The organism is Butyrivibrio sp. AE3004 (assembly GCF_000703165.1).
In the GTDB taxonomy this organism is placed as follows: Bacteria; Bacillota; Clostridia; order Lachnospirales; family Lachnospiraceae; genus Butyrivibrio.
The window spans coordinates 2,870,213-2,889,182 of sequence record NZ_JNLQ01000002.1; the positions used below are offsets into that span (position 1 = coordinate 2,870,213).

Sequence of the window (18,970 nt, forward strand, 5' to 3'; positions counted from 1 at the left end):
CTCAGAACTGAAAATAAATAAACGGATTATAAGTCCCGGACATTATTCTCATAACTGACAAAATAAGAATTCCGTAAATTGCAACAGCCTTAGCCGTCTTATAAAGAGCAGGTGTTGATATTTTCCTAAAAACACCATCCTTAAGTCTGATGAACCCTCCGGTTATATCAATTACTGCGATTACGAGAACAAAAACAACCCACCAGTTAAGATGCCAGAATATGGTAAATCCAGGTGTTTTTGAGAGGCCGACCCCAAACATTGTACCGATGTACTTAAGGGCCATATAGAGTGTATCTGCTCTAAAAAGCACCCATCCGATATTTATGATAAAAAGTGCATAGATATGCTGAAGAATTCTTTTGGGTACAGAAACATCCTCGGACATCAGTCTCTTTCTAAAACGCCTCTCAATAACCATGAACAATCCGTTCCAAAGTCCCCAAATAACGAAATGCCAGGACGCTCCGTGCCAGAGACCCGTCAGGAAGAATATAGTCCACAGGTTTCTATAGAGGTGTTTCCTATTACCTCCGAGGGGAATGTACACATAATCCCTAAACCATGTCGAAAGTGAAATATGCCATCTTCTCCAGAACTCGGATATGCTTCTTGAAATATATGGTCTGTTAAAGTTTTCTATAAAGTGAAATCCAAATACCCGTCCAAGCCCGATAGCCATATCACTGTATCCCGAAAAATCATAGAATATCTGGAGCGAATATGCTATGCTTCCAAGCCATGCGATGAGAACGGTGTTGCCTGCGATGTCTCCATTCCATATTCCATCCGCAACCTCTGCCATTGTATTGGCAATAATAGCCTTTTTGCCAAGTCCTATGACGAAACGTGTAATTCCTGAAGATAAGTCGCTGATAGTGGTTTTCCTGCTGCCAATCTCATTCGCAATATCTGTATATCTAACGATAGGTCCGGCTATCAGCTGAGGAAACAACACAATATAAAGCGCAACCTTAAAGGGATTCTTCTGAACCGGAACCTCCCCTCTATACACATCTATTACATAACTCATTCCCTGGAAGGTAAAAAAGGATATACCTATAGGAAGTATTATATTTTTCAGTGGAATTTCTGTATGTCCTATACTGTTTATGGTCTGAATCGTAAAGTCAAAGTATTTGAAATAATAAAGAAGCGAGAGATTTGCTGCTATTGCTGCAAAAAGCACCGCTCTTTTTGCAACTTTTGATCTAGCCTCTGCCACAAAGGCTGCATAAGCGCCAAGATAGTTAATAAGAATGCTTAAAAATATGATCCACAGATATCCCGGTTGTGACCATCCAAAAAATACAAGGCTCATGATAAGAAGCCAGGTATTTTTATAGGTCAGATTATTTATCAAAAAATAGCCGATGATCGTTACCGGCAAAAAACAAAATATAAAGACTGTTGAACTAAAAACCATATTTCTTTTCCATTTCTAAAAAATTTGTACCGGAACATATTCTATTACATCATTTATGAAATAACCAGCCAATTTGTTTTATCGGTTAACAAATTCCGAAGTCAGTACCCCGTCCTCTGTAAGGGAATTTCCTACAGAACCCGAATACAAAGTAAGCAACATAATAATCGGCAAGGCAAACAGCATAAGTACCCATATTTTTCTTCCCCCTGAAGGTCTTTTATGCTTGTTTTTTGAAAAAATATTCTCTATAAAGAAAAACAGCTCACTGAAACCGGAAACACAAAGCGGAAGAAGAAGCGCAAAATATGTAAGTGTATACTGCGGCTTTGCCTCCCAAAAGATATGAAACAAAAAGCCTCCTATAAAGGTCAGGACCAGTATAAGATCAGCCTCGCTTTTGTCCTGTTTTATAATCACATACAAAAATGCCCCAAGAAGGATAAATACCTGAAGATGATCCAAAAAAACAATCCCCATCCATATTCCTTCATTACCAAGAAGAACTGTGGAAATTCCTATTGAGGAAGTCCTTTCGCCTACCGGTCTGTTTATCCAGTAGCTTTCAAATGTAGGGTCATTCCACTCAGATGCAAGTTTACGTGAAAAAAAGCGAAAGCAGTCAAATCTGTTTTCCTTAAAATACCCGATGCGTTCCTGGATGTTCTCCTTTGCGGCATTTGCCTGCAGCTCTTTATCATATTCAAAGTCCCTGAAGGTATCGGTGTTATAGCCGTTATACCAGCCTTCGGCAAGTCCTCCGTCCTGCAATCCCATGGCAATCCAGGAAATCGGACTGGCTCCCTTTGGCGCATCCATTCCTGTTGCAATTTTTGTAAGAGCAGTAGGTAAAAACGCCTGTATCAGATAAGATGCTATCAGAAGAATCGGCAATACAGACAAAGCCTTTTTCCTATGTCCCAAAAGATAAACCATCGACTGAATAAATATTGCTATAAACACAATAAGATAGTTGTTCTTAAAAAGCATTGCCAAAGTTATGCAGATTGCAGACATAGCGGCATTTACAGGAAGCTTATCCTTATAAAACTTCAGAGCATGATAAATTGCCGATGCAGAAAGCGCAAGTCCCGGAATCGTTCCGTATACAAATGTGCAGTACATGATGAGCGGATAAAACAAAATACCAAGAAAGAGAACTGTAATCTCATTAAATCTTCTCTTCTCATTTATCATACCTGTGATATCAGATATTCTCTTGTAAAAAAGGCCAATAAACATAACATTGATTAACCTGAATGTCATATAATTCCCAAATCCGAATACTTTTCCGAATAAAATCGAAATCCATACAAGTCCAAGCTGGTTAGGATATGTAAAAAGATATCCTCCCGGCAAAAGATCTGAATAATCACCTGCGTTTATATTGTATGCCGCGTTTTGAACAAAGGCCTGGTCAGATACGGGATCTGTCCCGCCTGTAAGAACAAACAGTAATGAAAAAAGAATGATAGCAAGGAGCAGGATTCCCTTAGTCATCCCCCTGAAAAAATCATTTGAATCCAGCTTTTGGGACAAAAAATTCTGAATACCTGTTTTGCAGAAAACAAAAAGAACAGCAATAACAATTATTATTGCTGCAATATTTGAAAGAATATTCCCTTTAAAGAAATAGGTGACTTCGTTATTGTCCACCTGACAGGTGTTATACACACTTATGAATAATAAAAAGGCACACACCGCCCAAAACAGGAACGATATAAATATTCTGTACAGTTTTTCCGGAACGGAAACCGCAGATTCCCCTTTTTTCTTCTTATTCACACTCTCCTCCCATCCTCTTAACCAAATCGAAAGCAGAAAAAGCATATACAGCTATCTGCAGTGCTGACAGCACAGTAATAGGAAACACTTCCTGTCTGAAAAGTACCGTTATATAGACCAGAAACGAATTAATATTCATAATGCAGGCTATCCACAGTTTATCCCTGCAGACACTAAGACATAATGCCGTCATTAGTAAAACGATCGCATAATCATATCTTTCATGCATACCAGGTAAAAACATACAGCATGTCCAGGCCATGAAAATCCCGAAATACAGGGTATTTTCTTTTTTATTAAAAAATGCCACATGAGACAGCGCATATACAGCCAGTATTCCAAGAACCACTACCGCAAAGAGCACAGCGGGGCTCGTAAGTATCGAATCAAAGGAATCCAGTCCGAAATTGTAGAAATTCGGATAAAAGGATACCATTCCATAGCCTTCTGTAGATACCTCCTTTGTCTGGGAAAGATATGCCAAATATGTTGCCTTCAGTCCTCTTTTACATAAAACACAAGGAAGTCCCAGGATCAGGTACATTACAGGTATCCAGAAAAATTCCAGAATACTGTACTTCTTTTTTATAAAATAGATGACTAAAAACAGCGGAACAAAAAAGATTGCCTGAAGCTTAAATCCAAAAGCAATTGCAAGAAATACAAAAGCTATCCGATAGTTTTCCTTAAGAAGACAGTATACTGATATAACAAGAAAAACCACATAAATAGCGTCACACTGTTTCCACAGCGCTCCGTTCAGAACAACAAACGGTAAAAATAATGTAAGTGCTGCGGCAAATGCTGCTCTCCTTGCAGCTGTCTTTTCATCCGTTCCGTTTTCTACAAGGATAAGAAAAAGTATCTTTTTAATAAAGTAAGCACTCACAAGCTCGGCTGCGAGTGAAAAAAGAGCAATCGGAATATATGGCTCACAGGGTAACAATGAACAAATCGCATACATGACATTGTAAGGAACGTAATAATCGCCGATGTCCTTTGAAAGTCCTCCAAAAAAGCCATACTCTCTGTAGGCATTGACCCAGGGAAGATAATAGCTGTTGTAGTCCGGAGAAAGCTCAGTTTCCGGCATAAGCATTATTCTGATAAGTATCGCTATAAAAACAAGTGCAAAAAAAGCAATCCTCTCAAGATTTCCGGTAACAAAACCTATAAGCCATTTATCAAGCCCCGTTATCTGCGTGGTATTTTTTTCGGTGTTATTATTTATTTTCCCTGATGTCAAAAGAACCTCCATCCTGTGTTATTCTGTCAGTCCTTAAGAATAACCCTGTCTTTATGATAGTACTCTGCAACCGCTTTGTTCAGCCAGTCATTTTCATCCTTTGTAATATCCGAAAAGAAAAGAATCTGCGGTCTTACAGAATATGAAGAAAGTTCGGCAGTCTTTGCATTTTCGTCCTTTAATATCTTCAAACGCTCATTAAATTCATTTTTATATACAGTAGCACTGCCGTTTAATATATCTGCTGCCGCTAATGTCCCTGTAAAAACAGAAGGTTCCGGCTTAATCGCAAGTACGGAGAATACAATAAAAGCAGCTCCTACAGCAATAATCACTCCGGATGCATATTTTCCAAGGAAAGCATCCTTTAACAGATCAGCCGGTTTTCTCTTTTCCGATGCATCCTCATCCATCTTCTTTGCGGGATTTATAACACACCTTATCCAGCCGCACACATAACCTATAGACAGAATCATCAAAAGCATTCCCTGCATATAGAAAAGTGCCTGTATTCTTCCCGCCTCAATACTTCCCGTTGCATATATAGGGGGAGTTATGCTTGCCGCTGTGAGAAGGAATGAAAAAGAAACAAAAAGAAGCGGATGATCAAAGTGATAAAATCTCTTTATTCTTCCGGCTGCCTTCCAAAGGAGCGGAACCAGAAATGCAATAAGAATAACCACCTGCCAGTTAAGCCATTTTCCAAGCATAGAATCAAACGTGTAATAAATTGCCATCAAAACAGCTTTTACAGGATTGTATGCAGACTCTGCCGCTCTTTTACTGTTTCCCGGTGCTATCATGGAAAGAAAAAGTCCCAAAAGAAGGCATACAGAGGGAATAACCGAAACCTTTAGCCCGGAAAGTCCCTCAGAAATTCTTACAACAGTATACTTTCTGTATGCTATCTGCTTATCCGGGGCTGCGCCCCCCGAAACGGTTGATATAGCAGATATAACAAGAACACAGACTGATATTATTCCAAGAGAAAGTGCCGTCATATAATTAGCACCGCCAAGCAAAAAGCCTATAACGGAAAGAACTGTGATCTTATATTTTTTATAGTTTTGTACCAATGAGAGCTTTAAAATAAACCCAAGCCACAAAAGGCCAAGCCCAAACATAAACAGATAATTTATTGCTCCACTGTACCAGAAGAGGCTCTCTACCCTGGCAGATCCCGCAGGCATACACTGAATAAGAATAAAGTAGATCACGCTCGTAATGCATCCCGAAAGATGCTTTTCAAGCCTGAGTACTCCCACGAGCAATTGCCTAAGGAAATAGCAGAGTCCCACGGTAAACATAATAAGAACAATCCAGGTACCGAAAAAATATAATCTCTCGCCAAACACATGCGGAGCAAGGGCCGTAAGTGTATTACTGAAATACACTCCGGTCCAGTTAAGGTAATACCATATTCCCATGTACACGGCTTTAAATATTGCAGCAAAAAAACCTGACGATATAAAAGCATCATGCACTTCGTTTGCCATGCTAAAGTCATCTGCAGAGGGTACGTTAAAGCATGCCACGTACAATATTGGAATAATAGCAATGGCGTTTATCAAAAACAGAATTATTCTCAGCGTTTTCAGCTTAATATTTTTTTTCACTATTATTGGTCTCTTCTTTTTACATATCCCGCATACCAGTCAACAAAGTTTCTGATACCGTCTCTAAGATCAGTATCGGGTTTAAAATCAAAATCTCTCATAAGGTCATCAACATCTGCGAAAGTAGCCTCAACATCTCCGGGCTGCATGGGCAGAAGCTCTCTGTGTGCCTCGAAATCAAAATCCTCCGGAAGAACACCGTGAGCAACAAGCTCCTTCTGAAGAATATCAACAAAGTCCATAAGATTTTCGGGATTATGATTACCGATATTGTAAACCATGTATCTGTTACCCTTCTCATCTTCATCCGGGGTACTCTGCATAACATTAACCACACCTGTTACAATATCATCAACATATGTAAAGTCTCTCTTGCAATTACCATAGTTGAATATCTGAATTGTCTCGCCCTTAAGGAGTTTATCCGCAAAGAGGAAAAGAGCCATGTCAGGTCTTCCCATAGGACCGTAAACAGTAAAGAAACGAAGGCCTGTTGTAGCCATTCCGTACAAATTGCTGTATGAGTAAGCAAAAAGCTCATTAGACTTTTTGGTTGCCGCATAAAGTGAAAGCGGATGGTCAACCTGATCCTTAGTGCTGAAAGGAAGCTTTGTATTGCCGCCGTAAACACTTGAGCTTGATGCGTATACAAGGTGCTCAACCTTGGGGTCTGAATGTCTGCAGGCTTCAAGAATATTGTAAAAGCCTATTACGTTAGCCTCAATATAAGCCCCGGGGTTCTCTATTGAATAACGAACTCCTGCCTGCGCAGCAAGATTAACAACTACTGCGGGCTTGTATTTTGCAAAAGTCTCATCAACCATTTTCTTATCTGCTATATCACCCTTTACAAATATGAAATTCTCATACTTTGAAAGATTCGCAAGTCTCTCTTCCTTTAATCTGACATCATAGTAATCGTTAACATTGTCATAGCCGACTACCTTTATATCTTCAAACTCATCAAGAAGTCTTACCGCAAGATGTGAACCGATAAAGCCGGCAGCGCCCGTGATAAGCACTGTTTTACCATTAAGATTTACATTTTTTTCTTTCATTACTAAAAACTCTCCTTAAAATGATATAATAACATGATAGTTAAAAAAGTCCCGGAGGTCAATTTTATGGGCAGAACAAAGCTGGCTGCCAAAAATATAACGTTTGGATATGTAGGACAACTGGCAACTGCGCTCATGTCCTTTATTCTACGCACCATTTTTATACACAGACTGGCAGAGACTCTTCTTGGTGTCAATGCACTCTATAGCAATATCCTATCACTTCTGTCAATGGCTGAGCTTGGCATCGGAACAGCTCTGAATTTCAGTCTCTATGCACCTGTTGCCGCTAAAGATACAGAAAAAGTAAAGTCATATATGCAGATGTATCGGAAGGCTTACCATACAATCGCCATTGTTGTTGCAGTAATCGGTCTGTCCCTTGTCCCCTTCCTTCAATATCTGGCAAAAAATTCCGGGGATATCGGACTGCGTGACCTTAGATTTTATTATCTTATATTCCTGTTCAACACGGTGAGCACCTATTTTGTGTCTTACAAGTACAGTCTTGTAAATGCGGAACAGAAAAATTATATACAGACAAACATAAACACCATAACAAAGATAGTAACTGTCTTTTTCCAGATAATAATTCTTCTGATCATTCCGAATTTCTATCTGTACCTGCTGACAGATGCTGTAGTTCAGCTTATACAAAAAATATTTGTAAGCAGCTACCTGAATAAGCTTTATCCATATCTTACGGATAAAAACATCACACCTCTTTCAAAAGAAGAACATGACGAGGTATGGAGAAAGACCAAAGCCCTTGTTATGCACAAAGTAGGTGACGTAGCGAGACTTCAGACAGATACCCTTATCATTTCCTCGTTCATAGAGGTAAAGGTCGCAGGTCATGTGGACAACTACACCATGGTAACCGGTACTATTGCCAATTTTGTCAACATCATTTTCAATTCGGTAATATCAGGCTTTGGCAATCTTATTGCAACGGAATCAAAGCAAAAACAGTATCAGACCTTTAAGGTTTATCGTTTTTTTGCCTCATGGGTGTACGGATTTTCAGCATGTGGATTTTTCATACTATTGCAGCCCCTCATCTATCTGTGGATTGTTAGAAAAAACGGTCCCGAATGGCTGCTTGCCACAGCTGCTGTATATTTACTTATTACCGATTATTATTTCAAGGGTGACAGAATTGTTTTATCCAACTATAAAACTGCTGCCGGAGTTTTTGAGCAGGACAAATATCTTGCACTTATCCAGGGCCTTGTTAATCTTGTTATCTCAATTGTTCTTGTACAAAAAATCGGTCTTGCGGGTATTTATGTCGGAACTGTCATATCAGGTCTTATCGCAAACATAACAAAGCCGGTAATAATATACAGAGTATGCTTTGAAAGAAGTGCCGCATCTTATTTTGCCGACAGTATAAAATACATCCTCACAGAGGCAGCAATAATATGTCTTTTGTATTTTATCAGTATTTTTGTTCTTAAAGAAATTACATTAGTAAGCTTTGCAGTAATGATCGTAATAGTAACCATCGTATTTAACAGTGTATTCTGGATACTGTTCCACAAAACTTATGAATACACATATCTTAAAAATATTGTATTAAGAAAGCTGGGTAAAGCATGAATCAGGAAACAATTGAGCAAATGATACGTGTAACCTCTACCGATCTTTTGGAAATCAATAACTACTCCGCAAAGGATCTGATGAAAGACGCTGCCAAGAAAGCATTGGGCAGAGCTACAACAAATCGTGATCCCATGTTCTGGCCTGCGGGTCTTTTGATGCTTGGCCTTACGGAAGCTGTTTTTGCTCCTTCCGGAGAGGTTCTGGGACTCATTTCAGACCCGGTCAGAGAAAATGCCATCGCTGTTCTTCGTTCATACTTTGATAAATGGATCAAATCCGGAAGTGATGCCCATTACGTTGATGATTCAATTGCAGGTGTTGCCCTGATTAATCTTTTCAAAGGCACGGACGAAAAGCGCTACCAGCACGGAGCTGTAAAAATAGCGAATTTCCTTGCTCAATGCCCAAAAAACTCCGAAGAAAGTATTATTTATAATCCTTCAAAGGGAAATGACCTTGTTTACGCTGACGGCGCAGGACAATCCGCTATGTTTCTTTCAAAATACGCTACGGAATTTCACAAAAAGAATGCTCTTTTGCTTGCAGCAAAACAGCTTATCAATTTTCATTCAAACGGCTTTGATGAAAGATCCGGCCTTCCATATCATGCTTTTTCCCTATCATCCGAAAAAAAACTTGGAATAATAGGATGGGGCCGTGCCGTTGGGTGGCTGATGATGGGTTATTCCGAGCTACTTGCAAACCTTCAAAAGGAATCAGATCATAGTGAAAATGCTATCAGTGACTCGCTCCTAAAAAGCACTTCTGATAAACTGATGTCAGATTTTTACAGTCTGATAAAAGTGGCATTGTCCTATCAAAGACCGGATGGCGGCTTTTCCTGGCTTCTGCCCGCTGTAGCCGGAGAAGCGGACACTTCCGCCACCGCAATGATTGCTTATTCAATGGCCAGCTGGCTACGAAGCGGTGCATTCCATTCACATGCAGCAGAGCTTTCATCGGAAGTAAAAAAGTCTCTTATAAGTGCTAAGGATTTTCTTATTGAAAACACAGAAAACGGCTCTGTTTCAGGTTCTCTTAGCGGCTGCGAAGACATAGCAGTCCACAGGCAGACCTATGGTCACTATCCCTGGGGGCAGGGCTCTGCTCTCGCATTTTTAAGTATATTATAATGATTACAATTCATAGACATTTCTTATAAAATTATAAAAGGAGCTGTAAAAAATGAAAAATCATTTCTTCACAGCTCCTTTATCTTCTTTACGGCAATTATTTCTTTTTTAGATCATACCATTGGAGGCGGCAATTCATCCGTTGCCGTAAGATAAAACTGTTCAACACGGACTCCGGCTGAAAGTGCATAGTATCTGAGGGTATGTTTTCCGCCTCTTAACTTCACATCAACAAGTGGAATCCAGCGCCAGATGTTTTCTGCAGAAAATCTCCATACCGACTGTCCGCCGTACAAATCCCTTTCTGAATATATCTTATCGTCAACACCAATAGTAAAATGAGCCTTATCCGCATCCCACATAAGAATCTTTCCCCAGATTCTGTAGGTGCCTCCTCTTGTTTCAATATTATAATGCAATGAGGGCGCTTTCTTAATGGCACTCATGCCGCCCCAGGTAGTACCTCTGTATCTTTCAAGTGCCTTCTCATCCCGTATGTACATCGCAAGCCCTGTCTCACCATGCGACGGAGCATTACAGTAATCCCAGCCTTTTCCTTCGGTGTAAGCTGCTTTTGATTCCGCAAGTGCCGAAGCTGCCTCTATAAGAATCCTGCCATCCTTTTCAACTGAGGTGTGCTCACCCTGACCAACGATTTCGGCAGCAGGAAGGGGTGATCCGTAATGCGGCAGAAACTCCATATGCTCACCGATTTCAAGACAGTTTCCTTTTTGCTTTCTGAATGCATAATATACCGGCCTCGGCGGAAGCTCATATGCCTCTTTTCCATAGAAATCCCAGGAAAATCCTGCCGCATCGAAGCTGAGCGGAAGTCTTAAATCTCCGCCTCTTATTCCAAGGGTATTTTCCTGTCTCTCCCTCGTGTAAATTACAAATCTGGAAAATGAAAAATACTTATCAACAGCATGGAAAATAATCCTGTGAGATCCGGGCTTTATATTCGGGAGCCTTAAGTAGAGCTTATCTACATTATTTCTCACATTATTTTTCCATTCTCCCTTAAACTCATCGTTAGCCTTGGACTCTATTACTTCCATAGGATTTTCATCCACAGAAACACCTATTCTTATCCTTCCGACAGCATTAAGGGAAGGGAATCTGTGAAGCTCCAAAAGAAATGCTCCCGAACTTGTGACAGTAACCTCATATGTAAGAGTCGCACCTTCTGTTCTCGCCTCTACGAGAGAGCCTCTCTGTCTTCCCAGATTTGGAATGCGAACCCATGCCCCCTGAAGATCTCGGACCATATCTGCCTCAATTCGAAGCATTCCGTCGTCCTCCATGTGCGGAGGAAATACTATATTGCCTTGTCCAAGAAGGGTTATCCCTCTGAAAAGCTTTGCCTCCACAGCTATAATATGGCTTTCTCCGGTCATAAGTGCCATGACATGGATGGAATCCTTTATTGATACCACAGGATCGTCAGCCTTGACTTCACCTTTTTTGGTCATGAGCTCGATCATATCGGAAACCTGATTCCAATCAACCTCTAAAAGAAGCCTTTCCTCGCCGCATATCCTTATATCTCCGTGACCCTCAAAGCCAACCATACTGTCATCGGTTATCCTAAGCCATGAAGGAAGATCCACCGTCACTACTATCTCGTTTTCACCTGCATTTGCTACCTCAAACCATTTCTCTACAGGCTTAACAAAGGTCAGAGAATTCTCCTCGTTCTGGCAGGTCACTATAAGGTGATCCTCAGACTTATATATCGGTGGTTTGCATGCCGGATGCATGGCCGTTCTCGGCGGAGGGAAATCCTCGGGTGTCATAACCCCATCCCATTTGCCGTCAGCCATTACATGATTGTAAAAATAGAGCATACTACGCCTTGCATGATCAAAAGAAAGAGATCTGGTCGTATAATCCGCTGCGCTGTGAGTTTTTCCCTGTTTCAGACAAAGGTTGCTTCTATCGGCATAGTAATACATGGCGTAAGTATAATAAGCCGCATGTATTTTCATAAGAACCAGCTGGAAAAAAGCATCCTTTTCATTATCCGGAAGAGAATGATATATTCTGTTTCCTGTTTTGAACATATATTCATATCTGTGAATTCTGCTCACAGCCTCATCCGTATAAGCTGTCTGCGAAAAGGCATCCACGTCCATCTGCTCAACCTTGCGCACATTTGTCAGCTGGTCAAACTCGACCAGCATCGGCGCAAGCTTTTTCCCATGATGTCCGCTGAAGGTTTCATCTATCCACTTTGCCAAAAATTCAATCTCATCTGCACAAATTGTGTCTCCCTTGCCAATATCCCAGGCAAGCTGAGCATAATATGTCATCTGCTGCTCAAGAGGTTTTATCGCACCGAAATTAGTCACCCACAGCTTTCGGATGCCCTCTTCATATGCTTTTTTTAATTCATTCCTTGTCTGTGAAAGCGGAATGGAACAAAGGAAAAGATATGATGCCCCTGGAGGAGCCCAGTATGAATTATGATAGTACAGCCCGTTTCCACCCATTCGGCGTTTTTCGATTTCATTGGGATAACGCCTTACATGGCCATAATTATCATTAACCCAGATAAGAGTAAAATCGTCCGGAATATTCAATCCGTTATCATACAGTTCAAGCACCTCTTTGTAAGGTACAAAAATCTTCATAGGAGAATACTCAAGAGTATTGTCCAAAATCTGCTCCTGAGCACTTATTACATCCTGCAGAAGCTCTATCTTGGCATCTCGCAGTTCATCACCTCGAAGCCCCGCAAGTGCAACAGGTTCGAATTCTGTATCATTGATCCCTCTCATACCAAGAGTATAGGTCACTTCATAATCTTTATTCTGCTCAACTGCCTCCTGCCAATATTCAATAATTGCGTCACGGCTCTTCTCCGATGCGGTAAAGTCATACGGCATTTTGTCATATCCCTTCTTTTCAAGCCACGGACGCCATTCCTTGTTATTACTGCGCATGAGCATATCGCAATGGGAGGTTCCTATTACGATTCCCATTTTATCTGCAAGCTTTGCATTTTCAGGATTAGAATTAAATGCATTTACATGCATGGCAGGCCAAAGATAGTTCATCTTAAGCCTTAGCATTAGCTCAAATATTTTTTCATAGGTCTTAATGCCTATGGTTGTCTCACCCAGATATTTCTGTGCCCAGTGATCCAGCTCCTCTTCGTCATTAATAAAAATCCCGCGGTATTCAATACTCGGATGATCCGAAACATGATAATCATCCGGAAGTGTAATTTCCGACTTAGGATGGATCGGAACATCAGCCATAAAATACCATGGTGATACCCCAAGCTGTGTTCTGCAGAATTCATATATCCCGAAAACCGTTCCTCTCCTGTCAGAACCTGCTATTACGAGACGTCCTCTCCTGTCACGGATGACGTAGGCTTCTTTTCTTCTTCTGCCATGAGAACTGAAAAGACCTACAAGATCCTCTTCCTCAAAATCTTCACACACGCCAACTGTCCCGACCAGTATTTGTTGTGAGTCGGGATCATGAATCTCTGTATTTGTTTGAAGTACACGTTTGAAATCGCGGATTAGATTAGAAACCGCCAGTTTGACCGCTTCAGATTCGCGCTCACTGATTGTCACCACAATCGATGAGTACTGTCTGATAGTTATCCCCATAACTCTCCCCCCATGAGACTTTGGTTACTATCTTACCTTCCCCGGATAATATCTGTTGCAAAGGCTCCAAAATATCTATCCGGAAAAGTTCAATATTTTTTTACATATTCTGAATATTTACATTTTATCAATTTTTTATAAATTTGTGTCATAGCACTTTGCCGAATATTTTCCTATAAATTGTGAAAAATGACGATTTGTTAAAGCCTATTTATAACTATGCACATTTTGCTTGTTTTAATTGTTAATTTGTAGGAAAATAGAAATGGTTGCGTTTAATCTAATCGATTGGAAAATTATGAATAATAATAACATTCTCGATAAATTCATTCAGGTATTATCAGATACCGAAAATACCATGGTCGCTGCAGAGCAGGCTTTTGATCTTCTTGCGCCTTCTCTTAACATTTCCCAGATCACATTGGATATGAATATTCCAGAAACAAGGCAGACTCCCACCGGTGAAGTGAGACATCTGACCGTTTATTCGAGGGAAGTTCCTTCCGATTCTGAGGCTGAGATAGTATGGCTTGAAGAATCACACCGGACTTTTGAGAATGGACTTATTACTGTTCATGTCCACGCTCCAATTGAGACCAACTGGTCGTCAGAGGATCGCCAGCTCATTTTATCAGCTGTAAGAGTTTTTCTTTTTCATATGGGACGCTTCAGACTTGTAGAACTCGTACAAAAGAGTGCTCTTACGCAATATCTTACCGGTCTTCCAAATGCGGGCGGTTTTATTGCCTTTGCCACAAAAAAAATGCTCTCAGGCAGCATAACGTCTTATAATTCCTATTATTTTAACCTAAAAGGTTTTGGGCTTATAAACAGACGCTTTGGGAGCGAAGAGACCGATAATATCATCCGCAGATATGCGCGAACACTTTTGGAATTTTGTAATGAAGACGAGGTAATAGGCCATCTCGGGGGTGATAATTTTGTTGCCCTTATACGCAAGGAGCGTACGGGTGATTTTCTTGGTCTTTTACAAAAAACAGAGGTCTACGGTATCCGTGATGGTGCAAAGATTCCTGTTACCATAAGTGCTGTCGCAGGCGTCTACGACATAGATGATTCCCTGAAGAATCCGGGACAGATAATAGGAAGAAGCTCTATCGCCTGCAGCGTTGCCAGGTCTCTTTCAAATGAGCCTTTCCTGTTTGTCACAAAAGAAATGAGCACACGGGTCTACCGTGAAAAGCAAATTGAAGACAGTTTTGAAGAAAGCCTTAGCAACAATGAATTCAAAGTATTTTTCCAGCCTAAGGTAGATACCAGAACACACACTCTGGTAGGAGCCGAGGCACTTTCCCGCTGGCTCTGCAAAGGTGAATATGTCTATCCTGCGGAATTTGTCCCTGTGCTGGAAAGAAACAGCTATTCCATAGGTCTTGACATCTATGTAATGGAAGAAGTATGTCGCACCTTACGACACTGGATTGATAACGGACTTGATCCGGTTCCCATATCTGTTAATTTTTCAAGAAGCGATCTTTCCGATGAGCGCCTCGCAGATCAGATACTTGAAATAACCAAAAAGTACAATATAGATCTTGACTATATTCAGATAGAAGTTACTGAGACCGCTACTCAAAAGGAAAAGGGACTTATTACCAATTTCCTTAACAAGCTAAACGGCATGCATATCGCAAGCTCCATAGATGATTTCGGTACGGGATACTCTTCTCTCGGAATTCTGAGAGATCTTCCTGTTTCAACCATAAAAATCGACAAATCATTTATTGACAATGAAGTACTTACAAGCCGTGATGAAATAGTTCTTAAGAACATCATCAATATGGCAAGAGAACTCGATATAGAGGTCATCACCGAAGGTGTGGAAAGACCTGACCAGATCGAGCTTCTTCAGAGAGTGGGTTGCAATCATGTACAGGGATTTTTCTATGACAAACCCCTTAGTCTTGAAGAATTTGAAAAACGTCTTAAGAACAAAATATATGAAGTATAAAACAAGAGAACCTACCTACGGTTTTGATGCCGTAAGAAGGTTCTTTTATATTTTATATTTACAGAGCTCCGAACAATATGGAGATTACAATCTGAATAATCACAAACCTTATCACTACCTGTGTATCGGACCATTCCAAATTTTTTCTCATATGGTCGTGTATCGGAGTTCTTAAGTTTGTCATAACCTTAATTTTAAGGAATCTTATGATAGATATTTTCAAAAGACCAAGACCACCGTCAATTATGAGCACTAATGACAACATCAGATACGAAAACGGATGGCCTGATTTCATTGTTATAAGTGCTATAAAGAATCCAAGAGCTCTTGATCCCGCATCTCCCATGAGCATGGAACTCGGAGAACAGTTAAAGTACAAATATGCAAGTAGCACCGCGCACAGAAGCTGACCTGCTGTTCCTATGCTTCCAAGCTGCTCTCTAAACATTACAACAAAGGACATTACAGTTACAATAACAAGTGATCCACAAAGTCCGTCAACACCATCTGAGCAATTCGTTACATTTATTGCGATCCATATAAGAATAACGCCCAATATGAAATATACAGCATAAGGAAGCTCTATTTCAAAAGCCAGAAAATGAATCCGGGTATCATTGTGTGCAAGAAATGTTGCCATGGTAGCGACCGATAAAACAAAATCAATCAGTCCTTTTTTATATTCATTCCACGGTTTATCTGAGGCATCATCCAAATATCCGCTCAGCATTATAAGAAACAACAGCCCGAGATAAATAAGCAATTCTATGGATATCGGCAGAAACAAAACTGCCATCAGAATAAAGTCTATTATAAATACAATTCCCACACCTCTGAGTTTTCCCTTGGAAAGAGCACCGTTTATGGCAAACGCCCTTCCCTGATCCTGAGGCAAAAATGAAAACCGCCTGCTAAGTGTTAGAAATGTGAGCACATAAGAACATAGCATTCCTATTGCAGCAACCTGAAACTGTGTAAATCTGCTGATCAAAAATCCGTAAAGCATCTTAAAACTCTCCTGTTTTCCCTCATTTTTATTCAGAAAATTGCATATTCATGTTATAATTTTCTTTGACTCTTTAAGAGCCTGCAACAATATATTATCGAAGGTAGGAAAGAATGGCAACTATTTCTAAGTGGTGGGAACGTTTCAAAAACTATATGAATCCCTATATACATCCGTCAATAAAAGAAGGTCTTTATCGCATGAACCTTAAATCCACACGCGATATAGCCTTTGCATTTACTATCGCGGAATCGCTTATGCTTCTGTATTACATACTATTTGACGGCACAATCCTGCATTCAGGTGGTGTATTTCCCAGCAGTGTATATTCCATTATAGTAAGTGCCATTACATTTGTAATTTCGCATCACGGACTCAAGTCCTCAAAGAGGCCTTTTAAGTCATACCGCTTCTTGTGTATCACATATTTCTTTCTGATCATCGGATTTGGTATGTTTGTTTCTTTTTACCATTATGTACGCGGCAAGCAGATGTTTATCTTTTTTGCAGCCATCTTCTGTCTTGTTAATTTTATTTTGCTTCCACCTTGTGTGAGCTCAATACTCATATGGGGTGCATACCTTGTGTTTTACCTGATCCTTTATTCCTATGATGGTGCAAAAACAATTAATCTTTTTAATTATTGTATTTTTGCAATTCTTACACTTGTAGGTTCTTTAAACAAATACAGAATGCAGGCCACAGAGCTTGAGCGTATCCATCGCATCGAGACCATGAACGACATGCTTCAGAATGTGCCCGTTCATGATAATGTCACTGATATGAAAAACCGCTACGCTCTCAGAGATGATTTTAATTCATATCAGAATCATCACATTATTGTAGTTATGCTAGACCTGGATGAATTCAAAAAAATTATTGAAGAGTTGGGGCAGGATGTAAGTGACTCAATCCTCAGACAGGTAGGCGAGTGCATTAAAACAAACCTCACTGACAGCCATTCATATCGATATGGTTCCGATTCTTTCCTTATAATATTGCAGGATATGGAGCTTAGTGATGCACTGCAGAAGCTATCTATCTGGGAACGCAATATGGCAACGCTCAGTATTCCTGAAATAAACAAGCCTATTCATTACACCAGCGGCTATTCTCACGGTACACCAAGAGATGAGGATGAGCTTAGAATGCTTATAGAGGCAGCTGACCGTAAGAGAAGGGATTTTTGCTAATATAATATGTTTTTGTGATAAAAGATTGTCATTTTTGAAATAATACTTTTTCGCTGATACCTTTTCTGTTAGAATATTAAAGATGTGTCTTAAAACACATTTTAAGGAGGATTTTGATTATGAAGTTTAATAAAAGAATCATTAGCGTCGCGCTTACAGCGATGATGCTCACAGCATCAGTAGGATGCGGTAAATCAGAAGCACCTGCCGAAGACTCTTCCGAAGGTCTTTCCTGGGAATCTATCGAGGGTGAATCTACAGAGGCACCGGTGGTTGAGGAAGCTCCTGTTGAAGAAGAAGCCGCTCCAGAGATTGTTTCAGCTGAAATTCCTGCCGGAATGTACAGAAGTGAGCTTACAGGTGAACCTATAAGCGAATCACTTAAGGATCAACGCCCGATTGCAGCCATGGTTGACAATGAATCTATCGCTCTTCCTCACTTTGGTATCTCAGAGTGTGATGTTGTTTACGAGATGATGAACAGTACTCAGAACGGTCGTATCACACGTCTTATGTGCCTTATGAAGGATTGGGGTTCACTCAAGCAGCTCGGTTCAATCAGAAGTACAAGACCTACAAATATTATTCTTTCCGCTGAATGGAACGCAGTTCTTTGTCACGATGGTGGTCCGAAGGTACATATCGATCCTTATCTTGCAAAGGAATGGGGTAACAATCACTTCTCAGGTACTTTCTCCCGTGTAGACAACGGCAAAAAGAGAGAATACACAGAGTATATCCTTGCCGGAGACCTTGAGAACAATTTCTCCGGAAGTAACTTCTCAACAACATACAACGAATTTACTCCCGATGGTGTAAAGGAAGCTCACTTTAATTTCACTCCCTGGGGAAATGAAGTCAACCTTGAGAGCAAGGGCTATGCTCAGTGCATCGATGCCAATACCATTGATATCATTCCTTTTGAGCACAACAGCTCAAAGCTGGTATACAATGAATCAACCAAGGAATATGAGTACTATGACTACGGCAATCCTCACAAGGATGGCGAAGATGGGGCTGTTCTTTCATTTAAGAATGTAATTCTTCAGAAATGTACATTCAATCAGCTCGATGATCATGGTTACCTTATTTATAACTGCATCGATATCAACCAGCCCGGTTACTACTGCACAAATGGTAAGGCTACCGATATTGTTTGGACAAAGACAGGCGAACTTGTTAAAACTCAGTTCTTTGATTCACAGGCAAACGAGCTTGAGATCAACAATGGTAAAACATATATCGCACTTGTTCCTGCTGATACATGGGATCAGTTAGTTATACAGTAACATTACGAAAGGCGT

At 40.3% G+C, this 18,970-nt stretch carries 12 protein-coding genes; 5 read left to right on the top strand and 7 right to left on the bottom strand.

The features are described 5' to 3' along the window. Position 1: 1 nt before the first annotated feature. The 5 genes from BV60_RS0115370 to BV60_RS0115390 form a co-directional block, all read right to left on the bottom strand. Positions 2–1,390 carry an MBOAT family O-acyltransferase gene (locus BV60_RS0115370; RefSeq protein ID WP_242840989.1) on the bottom strand — a complete coding sequence of 463 codons (1,389 nt, stop codon included), beginning with the start codon at positions 1,388–1,390 and terminating at the stop codon, positions 2–4. A gap of 114 nt (positions 1,391–1,504) precedes the next feature. After that, positions 1,505–3,211 (bottom strand): hypothetical protein, encoded by a 1,707-nt coding sequence (locus BV60_RS0115375; protein ID WP_029323138.1) that lies wholly within the window; start codon positions 3,209–3,211, stop codon positions 1,505–1,507. Next, positions 3,204–4,457 (bottom strand): glycosyltransferase 87 family protein, encoded by a 1,254-nt coding sequence (locus BV60_RS0115380; RefSeq protein ID WP_029323140.1) that lies wholly within the window; start codon positions 4,455–4,457, stop codon positions 3,204–3,206. The genes BV60_RS0115375 and BV60_RS0115380 overlap by 8 nt, the downstream gene beginning before the upstream one ends. A gap of 26 nt (positions 4,458–4,483) precedes the next feature. Beyond that, a complete protein-coding gene (locus BV60_RS0115385) occupies positions 4,484–6,073 on the bottom strand; it encodes a DUF6056 family protein (protein ID WP_029323143.1) in 1,590 nt (529 codons plus the stop codon). A gap of 2 nt (positions 6,074–6,075) precedes the next feature. Next, positions 6,076–7,131: a GDP-mannose 4,6-dehydratase gene (locus BV60_RS0115390; protein WP_029323145.1), complete on the bottom strand. Its 1,056-nt coding sequence runs from the start codon at positions 7,129–7,131 to the stop codon at positions 6,076–6,078. 66 nt (positions 7,132–7,197) lie between these two features. On the opposite strand from BV60_RS0115390, the gene BV60_RS0115395 reads away from it, so the two are divergent. Both BV60_RS0115395 and BV60_RS0115400 read left to right on the top strand, forming a co-directional pair. Then, positions 7,198–8,733 (top strand): lipopolysaccharide biosynthesis protein, encoded by a 1,536-nt coding sequence (locus BV60_RS0115395; RefSeq protein WP_029323146.1) that lies wholly within the window; start codon positions 7,198–7,200, stop codon positions 8,731–8,733. Continuing rightward, positions 8,730–9,869 carry a glycoside hydrolase family 88 protein gene (locus tag BV60_RS0115400; RefSeq protein WP_029323148.1) on the top strand — a complete coding sequence of 380 codons (1,140 nt, stop codon included), beginning with the start codon at positions 8,730–8,732 and terminating at the stop codon, positions 9,867–9,869. Before BV60_RS0115395 ends, BV60_RS0115400 begins: the two co-directional genes overlap by 4 nt. Positions 9,870–9,982: 113 nt before the next feature. Here BV60_RS0115400 and BV60_RS0115405 read toward each other — a convergent pair whose 3' ends face one another. Beyond that, positions 9,983–13,495: a glycosyl hydrolase 115 family protein gene (locus BV60_RS0115405; protein WP_029323150.1), complete on the bottom strand. Its 3,513-nt coding sequence runs from the start codon at positions 13,493–13,495 to the stop codon at positions 9,983–9,985. A 298-nt stretch (positions 13,496–13,793) separates the two neighbouring features. Here BV60_RS0115405 and BV60_RS0115410 point away from each other — a divergent pair, with 298 nt between their 5' ends. Continuing rightward, entirely contained in the window at positions 13,794–15,467 is a 1,674-nt protein-coding gene (locus BV60_RS0115410; protein WP_197029578.1) for a GGDEF domain-containing phosphodiesterase, read from the top strand. Positions 15,468–15,525: 58 nt separating this feature from the next. Here the strand turns inward: BV60_RS0115410 and BV60_RS0115415 are convergent, their stop codons facing one another. After that, positions 15,526–16,473: a phospho-N-acetylmuramoyl-pentapeptide-transferase gene (locus BV60_RS0115415; protein WP_051656784.1), complete on the bottom strand. Its 948-nt coding sequence runs from the start codon at positions 16,471–16,473 to the stop codon at positions 15,526–15,528. Between the two features lie 113 nt (positions 16,474–16,586). Between BV60_RS0115415 and BV60_RS0115420 the strand changes: the two genes are divergently transcribed. Together BV60_RS0115420 and BV60_RS0115425 are read left to right on the top strand one after the other, a co-directional pair. Continuing rightward, positions 16,587–17,666, top strand: coding sequence for a GGDEF domain-containing protein (locus BV60_RS0115420; protein ID WP_029323154.1), 1,080 nt, complete (start codon positions 16,587–16,589; stop codon positions 17,664–17,666). Positions 17,667–17,785: 119 nt separating this feature from the next. Further along, a complete protein-coding gene (locus BV60_RS0115425; protein WP_029323156.1) occupies positions 17,786–18,955 on the top strand; it encodes a DUF3048 domain-containing protein in 1,170 nt (389 codons plus the stop codon). Positions 18,956–18,970 lie beyond the last annotated feature (15 nt).

Bases quoted from the DNA above. Each gene is read 5' to 3' on its own strand.
- BV60_RS0115425 (WP_029323156.1), top strand. From the start codon at position 17,786: ATGAAGTTTAATAAAAGAATCATTAGCGTCGCGCTTACAGCGATGATG.
- BV60_RS0115395 (WP_029323146.1), top strand. From the start codon at position 7,198: ATGGGCAGAACAAAGCTGGCTGCCAAAAATATAACGTTTGGATATGTA.
- BV60_RS0115420 (WP_029323154.1), top strand. From the start codon at position 16,587: ATGGCAACTATTTCTAAGTGGTGGGAACGTTTCAAAAACTATATGAAT.
- BV60_RS0115410 (WP_197029578.1), top strand. From the start codon at position 13,794: ATGAATAATAATAACATTCTCGATAAATTCATTCAGGTATTATCAGAT.
- BV60_RS0115390 (WP_029323145.1), bottom strand. From the start codon at position 7,131: ATGAAAGAAAAAAATGTAAATCTTAATGGTAAAACAGTGCTTATCACG.
- BV60_RS0115400 (WP_029323148.1), top strand. From the start codon at position 8,730: ATGAATCAGGAAACAATTGAGCAAATGATACGTGTAACCTCTACCGAT.
- BV60_RS0115405 (WP_029323150.1), bottom strand. From the start codon at position 13,495: ATGGGGATAACTATCAGACAGTACTCATCGATTGTGGTGACAATCAGT.
- BV60_RS0115415 (WP_051656784.1), bottom strand. From the start codon at position 16,473: ATGCTTTACGGATTTTTGATCAGCAGATTTACACAGTTTCAGGTTGCT.